Origin of the sequence: Limimaricola variabilis (genome assembly GCF_014195545.1) — a bacterium.
In the GTDB taxonomy this organism is placed as follows: Bacteria; Pseudomonadota; Alphaproteobacteria; order Rhodobacterales; family Rhodobacteraceae; genus Limimaricola; species Limimaricola variabilis.
Window position 1 is genome coordinate 58,618 of the sequence record NZ_JACIBX010000016.1, and the last position, 18,841, is coordinate 77,458.

Consider the following 18,841-nt stretch of genomic DNA (forward strand, 5'->3'; position numbering starts at 1 on the left):
GACCCCATGCTGAGCGTCGAGACACGTCACGCCATCCACCCCGCGCAGGCCAAGACGATGGACAGCGCCGCGCTGCGCGCGAATTTCCTGGCTCAGGACCTCTTCCGCGATGGTGAAATCCGGCTGATCTACACCCATTACGACCGTTTCGTGATGGGCGGTGCGGTGCCCGTCGGCGGCCAGCTGTCGCTTGCCAAGGTGGCCGAGACCGGTACCGAAACCTTCCTCGAACGGCGCGAGATGGGCATCGTCAATATCGGTGAGACCGGCACGGTGCGCTGCGACGGCGAGGCTCACGAAATGGGGCGCGGTGACGTGCTCTATCTCGGCATGGGCAGCGGCGAGATCACCTTCGAAGGCCATGGGCGTTTCTACATCACCTCTGCCCCGGCCCATGCCGCCTTTCCCTCGCGCCTGATCACCCTGGCCGACTGCAAGGAGGTGAAGCTGGGTGATCCGGCGAATTCCAACCAGCGCACCATCAAGCAGTTCATTCACCCGCAGGTGATGGAGAGCTGCCAGCTGATCCTCGGCTATACCTCGCTGGAGGAGGGCTCGGTCTGGAACACCATCCCGAGCCATATCCACGACCGCCGCATGGAGGCCTATCTTTATTGGGGCATGGAGGAAGAGGCCCGCGTGCTGCACCTGATGGGCGAGCCGCAGGAGACCCGACATCTCTTCGTTGCGAACGAGCAGGGTGCGATCTCGCCGCCTTGGTCGATCCATTCCGGCGCCGGGATCGGCAAGTACACCTTCATCTGGGCGATGGCGGGCGACAATATCGATTACACCGACATGGATTTCATCCAGCCGAAGGACATAATCTGATGCCGGGGCTATTCTCGCTCGAGGGCCGCAAGGCCCTCGTCACCGGTGCCAATGCCGGGATCGGCCGTGCCATCGCGACGACGCTCGCGGCGCAGGGTGCGCATGTGGTCTGCGCCGGGCGGCGCAGCTGCGACGAGACGGTGGCGGAGATCGCGGCGGCCGGCGGCGCGGCCGAGGCGCTGCGGCTCGACTTCGCCGATCCGATGGCGGCGCGGGACGTGTTCGAGGGGGCGGGTTTCGACATCCTCGTCAACAATGCGGGCATCATCCGCCGCGCCGACAGCGTCGATTTCACCGAGGCCGATTGGGACGATGTCGTCGACATCAACATGAAGGCGGTGTTCTTCACCACGCAGGCCTTCGGGCGCGAGCTGATCGCGCGGGGCCGCCCCGGCGCGGTGGTCTCGATCGCCTCGCTCCTGTCGTTCCAGGGCGGGATCCGGGTGCCGTCCTACACCGCCTCGAAGCACGGGGTGGCCGGGTTGACCAAAATCCTCGCCAACGAATGGGCGAAGCACGCGATCACCGTCAACGCGGTGGCGCCGGGCTACATCGCCACGGCGAACACGCAGGCGCTACGCGAGGACCCCGAACGCGCGCGCGCCATCCTCGACCGCATCCCCGCCGGACGCTGGGGCGCGCCCGAGGATATCGGCGGCACCGTGGCCTTTCTCTGCTCGCCCGCGGCGACCTACCTGACCGGCGCGGTGATCAACGTCGATGGCGGCTGGATGGCGCGCTGACGGACGTCGCGCCCGACTGCGCGTGGCTCAAGCCTCACGCGCCAGCACGCGTCGCTGCTCGGCCTCGTCGAGATGCAGCAGCCGCCCGTCGCGGCTCTGCCGTACGCAATCGAGATGCGCCTTCGGGCTCAGCCCTAGCGTCCGCTTGAACACCCGCGAGAAGTAATAGGGGTCAGCGAAGCCAAGCTCGGCGGCGGTGGCGGCGACGCCGTGTCCCGTCTCGAGCAGATGCATCGCCCGCTCCATCCTGCAGAACTCGCGGTATTGCTGGGGCGTGCGACCGGTTCGGTCGCGAAAGGCACGGTGAAAGTAATCCGGATTGTAGGGGGCGTCGGACAGCGCCGCGGCGACGATGTCGGATTGCAGCGGGGCAGCCGAAATCCGCGACGCCGCCTTCATCACCGCCATGTCGATCGCCTGGGCGCCGTCGAAGCCCGCGCCGGACTCGGCGCGCCACCCCAGGAAGGCATCCTCGAGAAAGGCAATCAGCAGGACCATGAAGAGGTGGTGCTGCTGCAGGGTTACCGAGCTGGGCGGGGCACTCTGCCGGTAGTGCCACGTCATCGGCCCGATGGCTTCCCAGCGGGAAAGATGCACTTTTCTGGTGAGGTCCATCTGACCGATCAGGTCGTGACCGCCATAGGCGGTCAGCGTGAAATGCTGCGCCACGCCGAGATAGGTGTCGCGGTCGGGGTTGGCACCGATGAACCGCTCGTCACGGCGGATCAGCATCGCTTCGCCCGGGCAGAGCGACAAGCTCTCGCCATCGATCTCGTAGCGACCCTGCCCTTCGAGGCAGATCACCAGATCCTCCACCGGGTTCGACTTGTCGATCCGCCAGGACGCCGAATGCTGCATGCGGATCGCGGCACGGGTCAGCTTCAGGCTGAGCGCCCCGGGCGGAATCCGCGCCAGAACGCCACCTTCGATATCGTCCATCCTTTTCGTCATATTGAGGCATCCCCAGCATCGAGACGAATTTCTTATATTCATCATACAAGCTGCGAGTCGCGTCCGGCAAGGGCCGGTCCGACCCCGCGTTGGAGGCGCGGGCCGCACCGATCCAGATCTACGGGAGGATAGCATGCACAGAACCGACCCGCATCCTGCGGGGCCCGGCTGGGAGGACAGGCGATGACCAGATCACGCGGTCTCGGGCTGGCCTATCTCAGCCCCTACATCATCGGACTCATGGTGTTCACCATGGTGCCCTTCCTCGCCTCGCTCTGGCTCAGCTTCACCGATTACGACCTGATGAGCGCGCCGGTCTGGACCGGTCTCGACAACTATATCGAACTGTTCACCGAGGATCGCACCTTCCGTCGCTCACTCTGGGTGACGCTGGTCTACGTCTTCGTGACGGTGCCGCTGAAGCTCGGCTTTGCGTTGTTCATCGCATACATCCTTAATTACAAGCTGCGCTTCATCAACCTGTTTCGCACCGCCTTCTACGTGCCCTCGATCCTAGGCGGATCGATCGCAATCGCGGTGCTGTGGCGCTACATCTTCGCCACCGAGGGGCTGGTGAACATGTTTCTGGCGCAGTTCGGGGTCGAGCCGATCAACTGGTTCGGCGATCCGACCAACGCGCTGTTCACCATCACGCTCCTGCGCTGCTGGCAGTTCGGGTCGGCGATGGTGATCTTCCTCGCGGCGCTGCAGAGCATCGACAAGTCGCTCTACGAGGCGGCAGCGATCGACGGCGCGTCGAAGCTGCACAGCTTCGTCTTCATCACCATCCCGCTGATCACTCCGGTGATCTTCTTCAACCTGATCATGCAGATGGTCCAAGCGTTCCAGGAGTTCAACGGTCCCTACATCATCACCCAGGGCGGCCCGCTGAAATCCACCTACCTGCTGCCGCTCTACATCTATGACGAGGCCTTCCGGCGCTTCGACATGGGCTACGCCTCGGCGATCGCCTGGGTGCTGTTCGTCATCATCATGATCCTCACCCTCGTTGCCTTCTGGTCGTCTAAGAAGTGGGTGTTCTACGCCGGCGACAAGCGGAGCTGAGAGATGAGCCAGATCGACAACATCGAGGACACTTTTGCCGTCGCCGCCGCCGCGCGTTCGGATGCCGAGATCACCCGTCGTCGTCAGCGCCGCGCCCAGGCCGTCTCGGCCGCGATCCGCTACGCGGTGCTGGGCGCGGTGGGGCTCGTGATGCTCTACCCGCTAATCTGGCTGGTGGGCGCGTCGTTCAAGACCAATGGCGAGATCTTCGCCAATCCGGGCTTCCTGCCCAAGGAGCCGACGCTGTCGGGCTATGTCGAGGGCTGGCAGACCTCCACGCCCTATACCTTCGGGCGGTTCTTTTGGAACTCCTTCCTGATCATCCTGCCCAAGACCATCGGCACGGCGATCTCCTGCACTCTGGTGGCCTACGGCTTCGCACGCTTCGACTTCCCGTTCAAAAAAATCCTGTTCGGTTCGGTGATCGCGATCCTGCTCCTGCCCAACGTGGTCACCCGGATCCCGCAATACATCCTGTTCCGCGACCTGGGCTGGCTCGACAGCTTCCTGCCCTTGTGGGTGCCCTCGGCGCTGGCGGGCGACGCGTTCTTCGTGTTCATGCTGGTACAGTTCCTGCGCGCCATCCCCACAGACATGGAGGAGGCGGCACGGGTCGACGGAGCAAATTCCTGGCAGACGCTGCTGTTCATCGTGGTGCCGATGCTGGCCCCGGCGCTGATCTCAGTCTGCCTGTTTCAGTTCATGTGGACCATGAACGACTTCCTTGGCCCGCTGATCTACATCAGTTCGGTCGACAAGTACCCGGTGAGCCTCGCGCTCAAACTCTCGATCGACACCACCGAGGCCTTCGAGTGGAACCGCATCTTGGCGATGTCGGTGCTGACCATCACGCCGGCGCTCGTCGTGTTCTTCATGGCCCAGAAATACTTCATCGAAGGCATCTCCGCAGGCGGGGTGAAGGGATAAATCATGGCACAGCTTCAACTGAACCAGCTCGAAAAGACCTATGGCAGCGGCTTCAAGGCGGTGCACGGCATCGACCTCGACGTCCAGGACGGGGAGTTCATGGTGCTGGTCGGCCCTTCGGGCTGCGCCAAATCCACCACGCTGCGGATGATCGCGGGGCTCGAGGACGTCTCGGGTGGTGAGATCCGGATCGGCGACCGCGTCGTCAACGACCTCGTGCCGGGCAAGCGCGGCATCGCCATGGTGTTTCAGAACTACGCGCTCTACCCGCACATGAAGGTGCGCTCCAATCTCGCCTTTGGACTCAGGCTGCAGCGCCAGTCCAAGGAGCAGATCCGCGCCGCCACCGACGAGGTGGCCCGTATCCTCGAGATCGAGCCTCTGCTTGACCGGCTGCCCAAGCAGCTCTCGGGCGGGCAGGCGCAACGTGTCGCGCTGGGACGCGCGCTGATCAAGAAGCCCGAGGTGTTCCTGTTCGACGAGCCATTGTCGAATCTCGACGCCAAGCTGCGCGCTTCGATGCGGGTGCGGATCACCGAGCTGCACCGCCGGCTAAAAGCCGAGGGCATGTCCTCGACGGTGGTCTACGTCACGCATGACCAGACCGAGGCGATGACCATGGGCGACCGGATCTGCGTGATGAAGGAGGGCCGGATCATGCAGGTGGCCGCGCCGAAGGAGCTCTACAACCGGCCCGCCAACCTGTTCGTCGCAGGTTTCATCGGCAGCCCCGAGATGAACCTGATCGGCGGCCGGATCGAAAACGGCGCGTTCCGCACCGAGGGCCAGTCGGTGCCGCTGATGGAGCCGCTGCTGCGGCGGTTGAAATCCCGCCCCGAGGCCGCCGTGCTCGGGATCAGGCCACAGCACCTCAAGCTGGTGGCGCCCGAGAGCGAGGGCCTCGACGCGCGGCTGAACTCGGTCGAGTTCATGGGCCACGAGGTCTACCTGCATGCCGATCTCGACGGCGCCCCGGTCACGGTCGTGGCGACGGCGGCCGAGTACGAGGCGCTCGGCCGCGCCACTGGCCCGATCCGAATCGCGCCCGAGGCGGAATGGATTCACGTCTTCGACCGCGACAGCGGCGAGAACATCTCGCTCGCCTGAGGGCGGCGACCGGACTTCTGAGGAGGAGAACCCCATGAAACTGATGACCACCACCGCGTTGGTCGGCGCGCTCTGCGCCGGGACCGTCCAAGCCGCCGAGTTGCGCATGTCCTGGTGGGGCGGCGACGACCGCCACACCGCCACCCAAGCCGGGCTCGAGGCCTGCGGCGCCAAGCACGGTCACGAGATCTCCGCTGAGTTCACCGGCTTCGACGGCTATCTCGAGAAGCTGACCACGCAGATGGCCGGCGGCACCGAAGCCGATATCGTGCAAGTCAACTGGCCTTGGATGCCGCTGTTCTCGCGCGACGGCACTGGTTTCGCCGATCTCGCCACCCTTGAAGCGATCGACCTCTCGCAATGGAGCGAGGCGCAGCTCGCCGCGACCACCGAAGGCGGCCATGTCCACGCGCTGCCGGTTTCCACCAGCGGCCGGGTATTTTTCTTCAACACCACGACATTGGCGGAGGCCGGGATCGAGCCGCCCACCACATGGGAAGGGTTCTTTAGCGCCGCCGCGACGCTGCGCGAAACCATGGGCGAAGAGTACCGGCTGTTCAACGCGGTCAAGGAAACCGCGCAGCTGCTCGTGACGCTGCATGCCGTGCAGCAGACCGGCAAGGACCTCGTCGACCCCGAGACCAACCGCGTCGCCTGGAGCGTCGAGGATCTGGCCGACGCGATCGCCTTCTACGGCCGGATGGTCGAGACCGGGGCGGTGATGTCCATGGAGGACGAGGCCGCCGAGGGCAACGTCAACCTCTACGAGAAGCAGGCTTGGTCGCAGGGCCGGATCGCCGGCTCCTATGAATGGGACTCGACCTACAACAAATACGCCGACCCGCTGGCCGAAGGACAGGTGATCGACAGCTTCCCGCCGCTGATGACCGAAGGAGCGGTCACCGAAGGTATCTACCGCAAGCCTTCGATGGTCTTCGCGGTATCGAGGAACGCCGACGACCCGGAGGCGGCTGCGCAGATCCTCAACTGTCTGCTGAACGAGCCCGAGGGAATCGACGCGCTCGGCGACACGCGCGGCGTGCCCGCCTCGGCGGTGGCCGCCGAGCGGCTGATCGAGGCCGGGACCCTGAACCCGGAGATTGTCAAGGCCAGCAACATCGTCGCCGAGGCCGAGGGGCCGACCGTATCGCCCTTCAACGAGCATCCCGAGATCCGCTCGGACTTCCTCGCCACCATGGAAGAATACGCCTACGGCCTACTCGACGCGCAGGACGCGGCCGAGATCATCATCGACAACACCAACAAGGTGTTGGCCAAGTTCGACTAGGCCGCGCCGCCCCCGCGCCGCGCTCGGCGCGGGGGCCTCTGTCACGGGATCATCATATGAGCATTCAACTCGCCGCGCGTTCCGCGCGATCGGTGGCGCTTTGCCTGACGCGCCCCGGCGCGCGCTTCCACCTCGACCCGCCCCTTCCGTGGCGGCTGCGCGACGCCAACGGCGCGGTGCTGCGCGAGGGCGTCTCCGCCGCGGTTCCGCTGGCGCTGCACGGCCTCACCCCGGACACCGTCTTCGAAATCGAGGCGGAGGGACTGGGCCGGTCCGGTTTCCGCACCCGGCCCTGCGCCGGGCTGGTCGAGGCGACAGATCACGGCCTGCGCCCCGGTCTCGACGACACAGCCGCGAACGCGGCCGCCAATGCCCGCGCGTTTTCGGCCGCCATCGCCGCAACGCCTAAGGGCGGCACGCTGCGCCTCGGCGCCGGGCGCTGGATTTGCGCCCCGGTGCGGCTGCACTCGCATCTCACGCTGTGGCTCGACGCCGGCGCTGAGCTCTCCGCGCCCTCGGACCGCGCCGGCTGGCCGATCCTGCCCGCGCGTGGCACGGGCGGCGCCATGCTCGGCAGCTGGGAAGGGCTGCCGGCCGATTGCTTCGCGGCGCCGCTGCATGCCGTCGGCGCGCAGGACCTGACCATCGACGGACCCGGCGCGCTCGATGGCGGCGGCGACCGCGGCGACTGGTGGGCTTGGCCGAAGGGGACGCGCGACGGCGCGCGGCGGCCGCGCGGCCTGCACCTGATCGACTGCCGCGACGTGACGCTGCTGGGCTTTTCGATCCGCAACGCGCCGTCCTGGACGATCCACCCGCAAGGCTGCGACCGGCTGACCGCCGCGCATCTGTCGATCTCCGCGCCGCACGACAGCCCCAACACCGACGGCTTCAATCCCGAGATGTGCCGCGAGGTGGCTATCAGCGGCACGCGCTTTTCCGTCGGCGACGACTGCATCGCGATCAAGGCCGGCAAGCGCGGCCCGGCCGGCGCCGCCGACCACCTGCGCGAAACGCGCGGCGTCGTGATCCGGCACTGCCTCATGGAGCGCGGCCATGGCGGCGTGGTGATCGGCTCGGAGATGTCGGGCGGGGTGTCGGACGTGGTGGTCGAGGCCTGCGAGATGGAGGGCACCGATCGCGGGCTCAGGCTCAAGACCCGGCGCGGCCGCGGCGGCGCGGTCGAGAATGTGACCATGCGCGACGTGTCGATGACCGGCGTCGCCACCGCGATCAGCGCCAACGCCTTCTACCATTGCGACGCCGACGGCCATGACGGCTGGGTGCAGTCGCGCGGGGCCGCGCCGGTCGACGAGACCACGCCGCGTATTGGCGCGATCACGGTCGAGCGGCTGCAGATCGCGGGGCTGGCCCATGCGGCCGGGGCGTTCCTGGGCCTGCCCGAGCGCCCCCTCGGCCCGGTGCTGCTGCGCGACGTGACGATCGAGAGCCTCGACGAGGAGGCCTGCGCCGAAGCGCCGGTCATGGCGGACCACCTGCGAAAGGTGCGCCATGCGGGGCTGCTGATCGAGAACGCCGAGTTGCGCGCCGAACCGGCGCTGCCGATCGACGGCACCCTGACCCGAGAAACCGAGGAGACGCCCTGATGCTCGACTATTTCGATGCCTTCGCCACGCGCTACGAGCACTACAAGGGCGGCGCCTGGTGCTACGAGGACGGCTGCGTCTATCGCGGGCTGGTGCGGCTGCACGAGGTAACGGGCGAAACGCGCTGGTTCGACCACCTTACAAGGCTGACCGGGCCGCAGATCGCAGCGGACGGGGCGCTGGCGGGTTACGATCCAACCGAGTTCAACATCGACAACATCCTTGCCGGGCGTTGCCTGTTCCATCTTTCGCGCGAGACCGGAGACCCGCGCTACATGGCCGCCGCCGACCGGCTGGCCATACAGCTGCAGCGGCATCCGCGCATCGCGACGGGCAACTACTGGCACAAGGCGCGCTACCCGCAGCAGCTCTGGCTCGACGGGCTTTACATGGGGCTGCCGTTCCAGATCGAATACGGCCTCGAGCGCGGTCATCCCGAGCTGGTCGAGGATGCGCTGGCGCAGGTCGAGACGGCGCTGACCCTGACGCGCGGACCCGAGGGGCTGTATGTGCACGGCTACGACGAGGCGCGGGCGCAGGGATGGGCCGACCCGGTCACCGGGCTGTCGCCGGCGGTCTGGGCGCGGGCGGTGGGCTGGCTCGCCATGGCGCTGATCGACATCTGCGCGCTGCTGCCCGGGCGCGGTCCCGAGCCGGCCACGCGCGACCTGCTCGGTGCAGTGGCGCGGCAGCAGCGGCCCTCCGGCCTCTGGCCACAAGTGCTGGCGATGCCGGATCTGGAGGGCAATTACGAGGAAAGCTCCGCCTCGGCGATGTTCGCCTACGCGCTGATCCGTGGCACGCGGCTCGGTCTCGCGCCGCGGGGCACGGCCGGACAGCAGGCGCTCGATGCGCTGCGCGAAACGCGGCTCGTGGACCGGGGCGAGGGCGCGCGGTTGGAGCGGATCTGCTGCGTCGCCGGGCTGGGCGGCTTCGAGGGACAGCAGCGTGACGGCACGCCCGCCTACTACCTGTCGGAGCGGATCGTCGCTGACGACGCCAAGGGTGTGGGTCCGCTGATGATGGCTGAGGCCGAACGCCGGATGGCGCTGCTGCCGATCACCGCCTAGAGCAGCGCGCGGACCATCGGCAGCAGCGCCGCGCCGATGGCCCGCGTGTTCGCGGCATCGAGATGCACCCCGTCCGCCGGATCGGCCCGCGCCACCGCGCCTGCGTCGAAGAACGCGCAGTCCAGCTCTTCGGCCAGTGTCCGATAGAGCGGGGCGATGCGGTGCGACTCGGCGACCGAACGTTCGCCCGCTGGCAGGTCGCTGCCTGTCATCGCCGCGCAGGGCGGCGGCGCGACGATCAGCAGCCTTGGCACGTGGCCCTCGGGTTTCGTCGGCTGCAGTCGCACGATCTCGGCCAGCCGGCGCATCCCCTCCTGCGCCGTGACGGCGCGGCCGCCGAAGCGCGGCTTCAGGTCGTTGGTGCCGAGCATCACGATCACGAGGTCGAGCGGCATGTGGCTGGTCAGCAGCATCGGCAGCGCCCGGGCGCCGTTGCGGCAGCAGGGCGCGGCATGGTCGTCGAAGCTGGTGGTGCGGCCGTTCAGCCCCTCGGGGATCAGCCGCGCCGCGCCATCCAACGCCGCCTCCAACACGCTGGTCCAGCGGTCATCATATGCGTGGCGGCTCCCGTCCCTCGGGTCGTGGCCCCATGTGAGGCTGTCGCCGAAGGCGAGGATCGATTTCATGCCTCGGCGCCTTCCGGCGTCAGCGCGCCGCGATGGCCGATCACCCGCCGCGCCAGCGCGTGACCGGCGCGCAGCGCCGCCTCGATGCCCTGGCCCTGCAGCCGCGCCGCGAGATAGCCCGCGTTGAAGCTGTCGCCGGCGCCCGTGGTGTCGACCGGCCGGTCCGGCGTGCCGGGATCGAAGGGCAGGGCGGCGCCGTCCGAGGCCACCGCCAGCATGGCGCCGCCGCCGTTCTTGACCACCAGCTCGCCCGCGCCCGCCTCGCGGTAACGCGCCGCGGTGGCGGCGAGGTCGGCGTCGCCGAAGACCCCCGCCTCGTCCTCGAAGCTCGGCAGGCAGAGATCGGCGATCGCGCCGAAGCGCATCACGACAGCGCGCATCTCGTCCGTGGAAATCCAAAGACGCGGCCGGATGTTGGGGTCGAAGGCGACCCATGTTCCCGCAGCCCGCGCCCGCTCCAGCGCCGCGAAAAGCCGGTCGCGGGCGTCGGGGCAGAGGATCGCCAGGGTGATGCCCGACAGGAACACCGTCTGCGCGCCCGACAGCGCGGCGTCGAGCCGGGCCGGGTCGTTGGCCAGCGTTCGCGCGGCCGAGGCGTCGCGCCAATAGGTGAAGCTGCGCTCGCCATCCTTCAGCGTGATCATGTAGAGCCCCGGTCCGCATTTCGGGTGCCGCGCCACGTAAGCGGTGTCGATGCCCGCCCGGGTCATGAAGCCCAGCATCTCGGTCGAGACCGGGTCGGTGCCGACGGCGCTCAGATAGCCGACCTGCCAGTCGGAACCGAGCGCCCGGCGCGCGTGCCAAGCGGTGTTGAAGGTGTCGCCCGCGAAGCCGCGCCGCAGCAGGTCCGGGCCTTCCGGCGACAACTCTACCATGCATTCGCCCACGCAGATCAATCGCATCCCGAACTCCTTCCCGTCACTCCAGCGCCGGAAAACCGTAGAGCGCCTGCGGCGAAGTCACCAGAGCAGCGTGGCGCGCGGCATCGTTGGGCAGCCAGCCCAGCGTGGTGTCGAGCAGCGCTGCATCGTCGGGGTAGTCCGCGACGGTCTTCGCGGCGTTGTGCGGCCAGTTGGTGCCCCAGACGATCCGTTCCGGCGCGTGGCGGCCGATCTCGCGCGCCACGGCCGCGATGTCGGGATAGTCCGGCTCGCCGTCGCGGCTGCTCTCGTAGCAGCCGGCGAACTTGAACCAGACATTGCCGCGATCGAGCAGGCGCTTGATGGCGTCGACATGCGCGGGCGTCGCGCCGGCGAAGATCTTGGCGTGGTGGTCGATCAACCAGTTCGGTCGCAGTTTCGCCAGGCGCGGCTCGAGATCGGGCAGGGCTGAGCCGTCGAACTGGACCGCCATCATCCAGCCCGCGTCATGCGCGCGCGCCTCGACCCCCTCCAGCGCCTCGAGCCCGACCGCGCCGCCGGGCAGGTCCATGATCCGGGCGCCGACGCAGCCGCCTTCCGATAGCCGCGCGATTTCCGCCTCCGTCGTGTCGCGGGTAATCACGGCGACGCCACGCGCGACGTCGCCCATCTCCGACAGGCAGGCGAGCAGGCTGGCATTGTCGGTGCCATGCGCGTTGCCCTGGGTGATGACCACCCGGTCGATGCCGAGCCAGCGCATCACCCGGCGGTAGTCGTCCGGCCGGGGCAGCGGGTCGGGCGGCAGGCCAGGGCCGCCGGCCGCGGCCGCGAAGCCCGGCAGGTACATGTGCATCTGCGTGTCCACCGCGCCCCGCGGCAGGCGGGTGCGCGGCGGTGTGCCGTCGAGCCTGCGCCAGTTCATGCCTCCGCCTCCGGCGCGTAGCGGGTCAGCGCCTCGCGGTTCACCTCGATGCCGAGGCCGGGCCCGTCGGGGATCGCCACCACGCCGGCCTCGTGCTCGATCGGCATGGTCACCACCGCCTGCCGAAACGGGTTGTGGGTGCGGTCGAATTCGAGGATTGGCGCGACCGGGTCGCGGCGCACCGGGCTCGGCACCATCGCCGCCATGAACTGCAGCGCCGCCGCGATCTGCACCGCCGTGCCCCAGACATGCGGTACCACGCGGATGCCGTGCAGCCCGCAGAGATCGGCCACCCGCCGTGCCTCGGTGAAGCCGCCGACGCCGCAGAGATCGGGCTGGGCGATGTCGATCGCTCGGCTCTCGACCGGCTCGCGGAAGCTCCAGCGGCCGTGCCAGGTTTCGCCGCCCGCCACAGGGATCGGCTGGCGCGCCCGGACCTCGCGATAGGCGGCGAGCTGTTCGGGCACCACCGGTTCCTCGAACCAGTCGATGCCGAACTTCGCGGCGCGCTGGCCCAGCTCCACCGCCTCGATCACGTCGTAGCCATGGTTGGCGTCGATCATCAGGCGCATCTCGGGACCGATCGCCTCGCGCACCGCGGCGATGACCTTCAAGTCCTCCTCGACGCCGAAGCCGATCTTGATCTTGCCGGCGTGGAAGCCCGCCCTAGCGTGGCCGGCCATCTCCTCGGCGTTGTCCGACACCCGGTCGACCCCGTCACGGCGGAAGCTGCCGGTGGCGTAGGCGCGGACGCTCTCGCGGAACCGTCCGCCCAGAAGCGTCGCGACCGAGGCGCCGAAGCGCTTGCCCTTGATGTCCCACAGCGCGATGTCGATGCCCGACAGCGCGGTGACCGAGATGCCGCGCTGGCCCTGGTCGCGCAGCGCGTTGTAGAGCACGGCCCAGACCTTCTCGGTCTCGAGCGCGTCCATGCCCCTGAGCCAGCCCGCATAGGCACGGATCATCGCGGCGTTGGGGCCCGCTGGGCCGAGGCATTCGCCCCAGCCCGTGGTGCCGTCCTCGCAGATCACCTCGACCAGCAGGTGCTGGCGCCGGTCGAAGCGCATCGAGGCGCTCTCGAACGGTACCGCGAGGCGATGCTCCAGCAGGTGGGTGCGGATCTCGGCGATCTTCATGGCGGACCTCATGCGGCGGCGGCGTCCTTCATCGCGCCGCTGTTCTCCATCAGCCGGCGCAGCACATCTTCCTCCTCCGCGGTCAGGTCGTCCAACGGCGGCCGCACCCGGCCGGCCTCGAAACCCGCCAGCCGCACGCCCGCCTTGATTGCCGAGACGGCGTAGCCCTTGCGGCGCGCCCTGAGCGCCATGAAGGGATAGAAGAACTCGGTGAGGATCGTCTCGCAGGTGGTGCGGTCGCCTTCGCGCAGGGCGGTGTAGAACCGGTTGGCCAACGCAGGGACGAAGTTGAATACCGCCGAGGAATAGGTGGTGAAACCGGCGCCGAGATAGGCTTCGGCGAACAGTTCGGCGGTCGGCATCCCGCCCAGATAGGTCAGCCGGTCGCCCATGGTCGCGGTGATTTGGCGTACAGTTCCGATGTCTCCGGTACCGTCCTTGAAGCCCACGAGGTTGGGGCACTGGTCGCACAGCCGGGCCAGCGTGTCGGGGGCCAGCACCGCGTTGTCGCGGTTGTAGACCATGACGCCGATGCCGACCGAGTCGCAGACCGCCTTCACATGCGCGGCGAGCCCTTCCTGCGGCGCGTCGATCAGGTAGTGGGGCAGGAGCAGGATGCCGTCGGCCCCGGCCTTTTCGGCGTCGCGGGCGATGCCCTTGGCGATCTCGGTGCCGTAGCCGCAGCCCGAGACGATGGCGGTGTCGCCGGCGCTTTCCTTGGCGGCGCGGATGATTTCAGGGATCTCGTTCGGGGCGAGCGAGAAAAATTCGCCGGTACCGCCTGCAGCGAACAGCACCGGCGCGTCGTAGCCCGAGAGCCAGTTCACATGGCGCTGGTAGCTGCCGCGCGCGAAACGGCCCTCGGCGTCGAAATGGGTAACGGGGAAGGACAGCAGGCCGGAGCCCAGCTTGGTCTTCAGCAATTGCGGGTCCATGTCGAAGCCTTTCTTGGTGTAATATGCGATACGTAATATGAGTATGACGCGTATTAGTCAATACTTGTATGATGAATTATCAGAGTTCGCGATCTGCAAAAGCCGATTTGGCTCGCGAGGCGCATGATGACGCCCATCGGATATCGAAACGAAGCTTCTGGTGGTTTGATCTTGACAGCAACCGGTCCTGTATAACAACATGTATTACAGATTTAGCGGCATGCTATCGGAGGAGGGACGATGAGCGGGGGAACTTGGAGTTGGCAAAGGGTCGCGGGGCAGGGGGGGTCAGTGTTCGTCACCCTGTTCGGCTTGCTGATCCTGACCTTCGTGATCGGGCGGATCATGCCGGTCGACCCGGTGCGTGCCATCGTCGGCGAGGATGCAACCCGCGAGGTCTACGAGGCCGCTTATCTGCGGCTCGGCCTCGACAAGCCGATGTGGCAGCAGTTCCTGTTCTACCTGCGCGACGTCGCCACGCTGGATTTCGGCACCTCGATCCGCACCGGCCAGCCGGTGCTCGACGACGTCAAGCGGGTGCTGCCCGCCACCATCGAGCTCGCCACCTTCGCGATCGTCTTCGGTGCCGGGGTCGGGGTGCCGCTCGGGGTGCTGGCCGCGGTGCACAAGGACCGCTGGCCCGACCACCTGATACGGGTCTTCAGCCTGATGGGCCATTCGATGCCGATCTTCTGGACCGGGATGATTGGGCTGCTGGTGTTCTATGCCGGGCTGGGCTGGGTCGGCGGTTCGGGCCGGATGAGCCAGTTCTACATCGGGCTGGTGCCCGAGCGAACCAATTTCCTGCTGATCGACAGTGCGCTGGCCGGGCAATGGGACGTGTTTTGCAGCGCGATCAACCACATCCTGCTGCCGGCCTCGCTTCTGGGCTACTCCTCCTCGGCCTATATCACCCGGATGACCCGCAGCTTCATGCTCGACCAGCTGAACCAGGAATACATCACCACCGCCCGCGTGAAGGGGCTGAGCCGGCGGCAGACGATCTGGCGCCACGCCTTCGGCAACATCCGGGTGCAACTCGTCACCATCGTGGCGCTGGCCTACGGCGCGCTCCTGGAGGGGGCGGTGCTGATCGAGACGGTCTTCGCCTGGCCCGGCTTCGGCCAGTACCTGACCTCCAACCTGCTGATTGGCGACATGAACGCGGTGATGACCTGCGTGCTGATCGTCGGCCTGATCTTCATCACTCTGAACCTGATTTCCGACCTGCTCTACCGCATCTTCGACCCGAGGACCCGATGACCATGACCGACACCAGCCGCGCCCGGCCCGCGCCGCGCCGCCGGCCGCGCCCGGGGCTGATCGCGGCCCGCAACATTCTCGTCTATCTCGCAAAGGCGCCGACTTCGGCCTTCGGACTGCTGGTGCTGGCTTTGCTGATCCTCGCCGCGGTCTTCGCGCCGTTGCTGGCTACCCACGACCCCTACGCGCAGAACTTGACCACGACGCTGCAGCCGCCGGGAGCGGCGCATTTCTTCGGCACGGACGAGCTGGGCCGCGACATTTACAGCCGGCTTCTGTTCGGTGCCCGGATCACCCTGACCATCATCTTCCTTGTGACCATCGTGGTGGGGCCGATTGGCCTGCTGGTCGGAACCGTGGCGGGGTACTTCGGCGGCCGCACCGACACCGTGCTGATGCGGGTCACCGACATCTTCTTGTCCTTTCCTTCGTTGATCCTGTCGATGGCCTTCGTCGCCGCGCTGGGGCCGAGTTTGAACAACGCGATCATCGCCATCTCTCTTACTGCCTGGCCCCCGATCGCGCGGCTGGCGCGGGCCGAGACCATGATCTTCCGCCAGGCCGACTACATCGCCGCCGCGCGGCTGCAGGGCGCATCGAACGCACGCATCATTTGGCGTTCGATCGTGCCAATGTGCCTGCCCTCGGTGCTGATCCGGCTGACGCTGAACATGGCCACCGTGATCCTGACTGCCGCGGGCCTCGGGTTTCTCGGCCTCGGCGCGCAGCCGCCCCTGCCCGAATGGGGCGCGATGATTGCCACGGGACGGCGCTACATGATCGACAGCTGGTGGCTTGTTACCTTCCCTGGGCTCGCGATCCTGAGCGTGAGCCTTGCCTTCAACCTCTTGGGCGACGGGCTGCGCGACGCGCTCGATCCCAAGCAGATGACCCGGAGATGATCATGTCCCACCCGATACTCGACGTCGCAGGTCTCACCGTGCGCTACCCTGGCGCGGCCCAACCTGCGGTTCGAGGTGTTTCGTTCCAGCTCGGCCGCGAGCGGCTCGGCATCGTCGGCGAGAGCGGGTCCGGCAAATCGACCGTTGGCCGGGCGCTGATGAGACTGCTGCCCGGCGCCGAGGTCAGCGCTGAGCGGATGCGCTTCGAGGAGGTCGACCTGACCGCCGCCACCGAGCGGCAGATGCTGAAGATTCGCGGCGCGCGAATGTCCATGATCCTGCAAGATCCGAAGTTCTCCCTGAACCCGATCCGACGCTGCGGCCTGCAGATCGAGGAGGCCTATCGCACCCATGTGCGCAGCAGCCGGGCCGAGGCCCGCGCGCGGGCACTGGCAATGCTGGAGGCGGTGCAGATCCGTGATCCCGAACGGGTATACGATCTCTACCCGCACGAGGTCTCGGGCGGCATGGGCCAGCGGGTCATGATCGCGATGATGCTGCTGACCGATCCGGACCTGGTGATCGCCGACGAGCCGACCTCGGCGCTCGACGTCACGGTGCGGCTGCAGGTGTTGAAGATCCTCGACGATCTGGTGCGCGAGAAGGGCATCGGTCTGATCATGATCAGCCACGATCTCAACCTCGTGCGCAATTTCTGCGACCGGGTGCTGATCATGTATGCCGGCCGGGTGGTGGAGACGCTGGCGGCGCGAGACCTCGATCGAGCGCAGCACCCCTATACGCGCGGCCTGCTCGCGGCGCAGCCGCGTATCGGGGGCAAGCGGGCGCCGCTGCCGGTGCTTCAGCGCGAGGCGGCGTGGAACGAGGACCGGGAGGAGATGGCATGAAGGCGCTGAGTGTTGAGAAGATGTCGATCCGCTTCGGATCGGTGACGGTGCTTCCCGAGGTCAGCTTCGAGGTCGCGGCAGGTGAGTGCTTCGGTCTGGTGGGCGAGAGCGGCTCGGGAAAGTCGACGGTGCTGCGCTGCGCCTCCTTGTTGCTGAGTAGCTGGCAGGGCGAGGTCCGGATCGGCGGCGTCCCGGTGCGTGAGATGCCGCTGATGGAGCGTTGTCGCACCCTGCAGATGGTGTTCCAGGATCCGTATGGCTCGTTACATCCGCGCCACTCGATCCGCAGCGTGCTGAGCGAGCCGTTGCGGATCCATGGCCTGGACGACCGCGAAGCGCGAATGGCGCAGGCGCTGGAGGATGTCGGCCTGCCGCCCGATTTTCTCGACCGCTACCCGCACCAGCTTTCGGGCGGTCAGCGCCAGCGCGTTGCCATCGCGCGCGCGCTGATCTTGGAGCCGGCCGTGCTGCTGCTCGACGAGCCGACCTCCGCGCTCGACGTCTCGGTACAAGCCGAGATCCTCAACCTGTTGGCGCGACTGCGCGAAGAGCGGAGCTTCACCTATCTGATGGTCAGCCACGACCTCGCGGTGATCGACCACATGTGTGACCGCTTCGCGGTGATGCAGGCGGGCGAGATCGTCGAGGTGCTGCCGAGGGACGCGATCCCGAGCAATCAGGCAGACGCTCCATACGCACGCGAGTTGATCGGTGCCAGCCTGACCTATGAGCGGGCTCTCTGAGGTCAGAGAGAGAGATTTCCCAAGCCCGGCCTATCGTCGTCGTACCTACATGTAATATGAATATAGAAGAATCATATCATGTGTAGGGGAGGATATCATGAAGCCATTGGTTCTGGCGGTGGCGGGTTTCAGTTGGGGCGGAGTGCTGCAGGCTGCCGAGCTCGACCCGGCTTGGGTGAAGCTGGCCACGACCCCCGCGACACTGGGCTGGGCGACGGAAGGGGCGGGTACTACCGGCGGCCCGGCCGCGTCGGCCGAGCAGGTCCACGTCGTGACCAGCCGGGCCGAGCTGGTAGCGGCCTTGGGCGGCGACAACGCCACCAACGGTACGAACGACGCACCCGCCCTGATCTTCGTCGATGGCGAGATCGATCTCACCGCCGATGACGAAGGGCGCCCGCAGGGCATCGCAGCGTTCGCTGATCCGGATTATGACGAGGCCGCCTATATTGCTGCCTACGATCCGGAGGTCTATGGCCGGGAGGCCGAGCCGGAGGGTCCGCTGGAGGAGGCGCGCCGCAGGTCGCAGCAGCGACAGGCTGCGCATGGCGTGATCCGGGTGGGGTCGAACAAGACGTTGTTCGGTTTGCCTGGCGCGACGCTGCGGCATGGTACGCTGCTGCTGTCCGACGTCGAGAACGTCATCATCCGCAACATGGCCTTCGAGGACAGTTGGGACCATTTCCCGCAATGGGACGCCACTGATGGCAGTCAGGGCAACTGGAACGCCGAATACGATCTGGTGTCGATTGAAAACGATACCACCAACGTCTGGATCGACCATTCCGCATTCTCGGACGGCGACCGTTTCGACGACGCGTTGCCGCCGGTATTCGGGCGGGTGAAACAGCATCACGACGGGCTGGTCGATATTAAGAACGGCGCAACATTCGTTTCGCTCACCTCGAACCGGTTCTTTGATCACGACATCCGCGAGATCTGCGACCGGCTGAACGCTACGCCGCGCAAATGCCTCGGATGGAGAACCCCCGCCGAGGTGTTCCGGGCCAAGATGCT

At 67.1% G+C, this 18,841-nt stretch carries 18 protein-coding genes and 1 pseudogene; 13 read left to right on the plus strand and 6 right to left on the minus strand.

What is annotated here, in order from left to right; all coding sequences use genetic code 11:
* Window positions 1-6 precede the first annotated feature (6 nt).
* Together kduI and kduD are read left to right on the plus strand one after the other, a co-directional pair.
* Window positions 7-831 carry a 5-dehydro-4-deoxy-D-glucuronate isomerase gene (gene kduI / locus FHS00_RS15735; protein ID WP_183475048.1) on the plus strand — a complete coding sequence of 275 codons (825 nt, stop codon included), beginning with the start codon at window positions 7-9 and terminating at the stop codon, window positions 829-831.
* A complete protein-coding gene (gene kduD, locus FHS00_RS15740; protein WP_183475049.1) occupies window positions 831-1,574 on the plus strand; it encodes a 2-dehydro-3-deoxy-D-gluconate 5-dehydrogenase KduD in 744 nt (247 codons plus the stop codon). The genes kduI and kduD overlap by 1 nt, the downstream gene beginning before the upstream one ends.
* Window positions 1,575-1,601: 27 nt before the next feature.
* Here the strand turns inward: kduD and FHS00_RS15745 are convergent, their stop codons facing one another.
* Complete coding sequence (locus tag FHS00_RS15745; protein ID WP_183475050.1) at window positions 1,602-2,513, minus strand: AraC family transcriptional regulator; 912 nt, start codon at window positions 2,511-2,513, stop codon at window positions 1,602-1,604.
* Between the two features lie 195 nt (window positions 2,514-2,708).
* On the opposite strand from FHS00_RS15745, the gene FHS00_RS15750 reads away from it, so the two are divergent.
* Genes FHS00_RS15750 through FHS00_RS15775 form a run of 6 tightly spaced genes read left to right on the plus strand, consistent with a single transcriptional unit; the run spans window position 2,709 to window position 9,589 of the window.
* The gene (locus FHS00_RS15750) at window positions 2,709-3,590 is read left to right on the plus strand and encodes a carbohydrate ABC transporter permease (protein ID WP_183475051.1); all 882 of its coding nucleotides are present in this window, start codon (window positions 2,709-2,711) and stop codon (window positions 3,588-3,590) included.
* A gap of 3 nt (window positions 3,591-3,593) precedes the next feature.
* Window positions 3,594-4,517: a carbohydrate ABC transporter permease gene (locus FHS00_RS15755; RefSeq protein WP_183475052.1), complete on the plus strand. Its 924-nt coding sequence runs from the start codon at window positions 3,594-3,596 to the stop codon at window positions 4,515-4,517.
* A gap of 3 nt (window positions 4,518-4,520) precedes the next feature.
* Window positions 4,521-5,624, plus strand: a complete 1,104-nt coding sequence (locus FHS00_RS15760; protein ID WP_183475053.1) for an ABC transporter ATP-binding protein — start codon at window positions 4,521-4,523, stop codon at window positions 5,622-5,624.
* Window positions 5,625-5,658: 34 nt separating this feature from the next.
* Window positions 5,659-6,912 (plus strand): ABC transporter substrate-binding protein, encoded by a 1,254-nt coding sequence (locus FHS00_RS15765; RefSeq protein WP_183475054.1) that lies wholly within the window; start codon window positions 5,659-5,661, stop codon window positions 6,910-6,912.
* Between the two features lie 56 nt (window positions 6,913-6,968).
* Window positions 6,969-8,519: a polygalacturonase PglA gene (gene pglA / locus FHS00_RS15770; protein ID WP_183475055.1), complete on the plus strand. Its 1,551-nt coding sequence runs from the start codon at window positions 6,969-6,971 to the stop codon at window positions 8,517-8,519.
* Window positions 8,519-9,589: a glycoside hydrolase family 88/105 protein gene (locus FHS00_RS15775; protein WP_183475056.1), complete on the plus strand. Its 1,071-nt coding sequence runs from the start codon at window positions 8,519-8,521 to the stop codon at window positions 9,587-9,589. The genes pglA and FHS00_RS15775 overlap by 1 nt, the downstream gene beginning before the upstream one ends.
* Here FHS00_RS15775 and FHS00_RS15780 read toward each other — a convergent pair.
* Genes FHS00_RS15780 through kdgD form a run of 5 tightly spaced genes read right to left on the minus strand, consistent with a single transcriptional unit; the run spans window position 9,586 to window position 14,068 of the window.
* Complete coding sequence (locus FHS00_RS15780) at window positions 9,586-10,215, minus strand: SGNH/GDSL hydrolase family protein (RefSeq protein WP_183475057.1); 630 nt, start codon at window positions 10,213-10,215, stop codon at window positions 9,586-9,588. The genes FHS00_RS15775 and FHS00_RS15780 overlap by 4 nt on opposite strands.
* Complete coding sequence (locus FHS00_RS15785) at window positions 10,212-11,117, minus strand: sugar kinase (protein WP_183475058.1); 906 nt, start codon at window positions 11,115-11,117, stop codon at window positions 10,212-10,214. The genes FHS00_RS15780 and FHS00_RS15785 overlap by 4 nt, the downstream gene beginning before the upstream one ends.
* A gap of 16 nt (window positions 11,118-11,133) precedes the next feature.
* Window positions 11,134-11,997: an amidohydrolase family protein gene (locus FHS00_RS15790; RefSeq protein WP_183475059.1), complete on the minus strand. Its 864-nt coding sequence runs from the start codon at window positions 11,995-11,997 to the stop codon at window positions 11,134-11,136.
* Window positions 11,994-13,133 (minus strand): mandelate racemase/muconate lactonizing enzyme family protein, encoded by a 1,140-nt coding sequence (locus FHS00_RS15795; RefSeq protein WP_183475060.1) that lies wholly within the window; start codon window positions 13,131-13,133, stop codon window positions 11,994-11,996. Before FHS00_RS15795 ends, FHS00_RS15790 begins: the two co-directional genes overlap by 4 nt.
* An 8-nt stretch (window positions 13,134-13,141) precedes the next feature.
* Window positions 13,142-14,068, minus strand: coding sequence for a 5-dehydro-4-deoxyglucarate dehydratase (kdgD, locus tag FHS00_RS15800; RefSeq protein ID WP_183475061.1), 927 nt, complete (start codon window positions 14,066-14,068; stop codon window positions 13,142-13,144).
* A 240-nt stretch (window positions 14,069-14,308) separates the two neighbouring features.
* On the opposite strand from kdgD, the gene FHS00_RS15805 reads away from it, so the two are divergent.
* From FHS00_RS15805 to FHS00_RS15825, 5 genes and pseudogenes are all read left to right on the plus strand, one after another.
* The gene (locus FHS00_RS15805; protein WP_183475062.1) at window positions 14,309-15,331 is read left to right on the plus strand and encodes an ABC transporter permease; all 1,023 of its coding nucleotides are present in this window, start codon (window positions 14,309-14,311) and stop codon (window positions 15,329-15,331) included.
* A 2-nt stretch (window positions 15,332-15,333) separates the two neighbouring features.
* Window positions 15,334-16,233 carry an ABC transporter permease gene (locus FHS00_RS15810; protein WP_425486051.1) on the plus strand — a complete coding sequence of 300 codons (900 nt, stop codon included), beginning with the start codon at window positions 15,334-15,336 and terminating at the stop codon, window positions 16,231-16,233.
* Window positions 16,234-16,235: 2 nt separating this feature from the next.
* On the plus strand, window positions 16,236-17,081 hold the full coding sequence (locus tag FHS00_RS15815) for an ABC transporter ATP-binding protein (protein WP_183475064.1): 846 nt from the start codon (window positions 16,236-16,238) through the stop codon (window positions 17,079-17,081).
* On the plus strand, window positions 17,078-17,824 hold the full coding sequence (locus FHS00_RS15820; RefSeq protein ID WP_183475065.1) for an ABC transporter ATP-binding protein: 747 nt from the start codon (window positions 17,078-17,080) through the stop codon (window positions 17,822-17,824). Before FHS00_RS15815 ends, FHS00_RS15820 begins: the two co-directional genes overlap by 4 nt.
* 97 nt (window positions 17,825-17,921) lie before the next feature.
* A pseudogene (locus FHS00_RS15825) lies at window positions 17,922-18,695 on the plus strand (pectate lyase family protein); the annotation flags it as partial.
* Window positions 18,696-18,841 lie beyond the last annotated feature (146 nt).

What these genes read in the sequence shown, in the direction of transcription:
- kduD (WP_183475049.1), top strand. Translation starts at nt 831, where the DNA reads ATGCCGGGGCTATTCTCGCTCGAGGGCCGCAAGGCCCTCGTCACCGGT.
- FHS00_RS15795 (WP_183475060.1), bottom strand. Translation starts at nt 13,133, where the DNA reads ATGAAGATCGCCGAGATCCGCACCCACCTGCTGGAGCATCGCCTCGCG.
- kduI (WP_183475048.1), top strand. Translation starts at nt 7, where the DNA reads ATGCTGAGCGTCGAGACACGTCACGCCATCCACCCCGCGCAGGCCAAG.
- FHS00_RS15785 (WP_183475058.1), bottom strand. Translation starts at nt 11,117, where the DNA reads ATGCGATTGATCTGCGTGGGCGAATGCATGGTAGAGTTGTCGCCGGAA.
- FHS00_RS15780 (WP_183475057.1), bottom strand. Translation starts at nt 10,215, where the DNA reads ATGAAATCGATCCTCGCCTTCGGCGACAGCCTCACATGGGGCCACGAC.
- FHS00_RS15775 (WP_183475056.1), top strand. Translation starts at nt 8,519, where the DNA reads ATGCTCGACTATTTCGATGCCTTCGCCACGCGCTACGAGCACTACAAG.
- kdgD (WP_183475061.1), bottom strand. Translation starts at nt 14,068, where the DNA reads ATGGACCCGCAATTGCTGAAGACCAAGCTGGGCTCCGGCCTGCTGTCC.
- FHS00_RS15790 (WP_183475059.1), bottom strand. Translation starts at nt 11,997, where the DNA reads ATGAACTGGCGCAGGCTCGACGGCACACCGCCGCGCACCCGCCTGCCG.
- FHS00_RS15750 (WP_183475051.1), top strand. Translation starts at nt 2,709, where the DNA reads ATGACCAGATCACGCGGTCTCGGGCTGGCCTATCTCAGCCCCTACATC.
- FHS00_RS15820 (WP_183475065.1), top strand. Translation starts at nt 17,078, where the DNA reads ATGAAGGCGCTGAGTGTTGAGAAGATGTCGATCCGCTTCGGATCGGTG.
- FHS00_RS15745 (WP_183475050.1), bottom strand. Translation starts at nt 2,513, where the DNA reads ATGGACGATATCGAAGGTGGCGTTCTGGCGCGGATTCCGCCCGGGGCG.
- FHS00_RS15760 (WP_183475053.1), top strand. Translation starts at nt 4,521, where the DNA reads ATGGCACAGCTTCAACTGAACCAGCTCGAAAAGACCTATGGCAGCGGC.
- FHS00_RS15815 (WP_183475064.1), top strand. Translation starts at nt 16,236, where the DNA reads ATGTCCCACCCGATACTCGACGTCGCAGGTCTCACCGTGCGCTACCCT.
- pglA (WP_183475055.1), top strand. Translation starts at nt 6,969, where the DNA reads ATGAGCATTCAACTCGCCGCGCGTTCCGCGCGATCGGTGGCGCTTTGC.
- FHS00_RS15805 (WP_183475062.1), top strand. Translation starts at nt 14,309, where the DNA reads ATGAGCGGGGGAACTTGGAGTTGGCAAAGGGTCGCGGGGCAGGGGGGG.
- FHS00_RS15810 (WP_425486051.1), top strand. Translation starts at nt 15,334, where the DNA reads ATGACCGACACCAGCCGCGCCCGGCCCGCGCCGCGCCGCCGGCCGCGC.
- FHS00_RS15765 (WP_183475054.1), top strand. Translation starts at nt 5,659, where the DNA reads ATGAAACTGATGACCACCACCGCGTTGGTCGGCGCGCTCTGCGCCGGG.
- FHS00_RS15755 (WP_183475052.1), top strand. Translation starts at nt 3,594, where the DNA reads ATGAGCCAGATCGACAACATCGAGGACACTTTTGCCGTCGCCGCCGCC.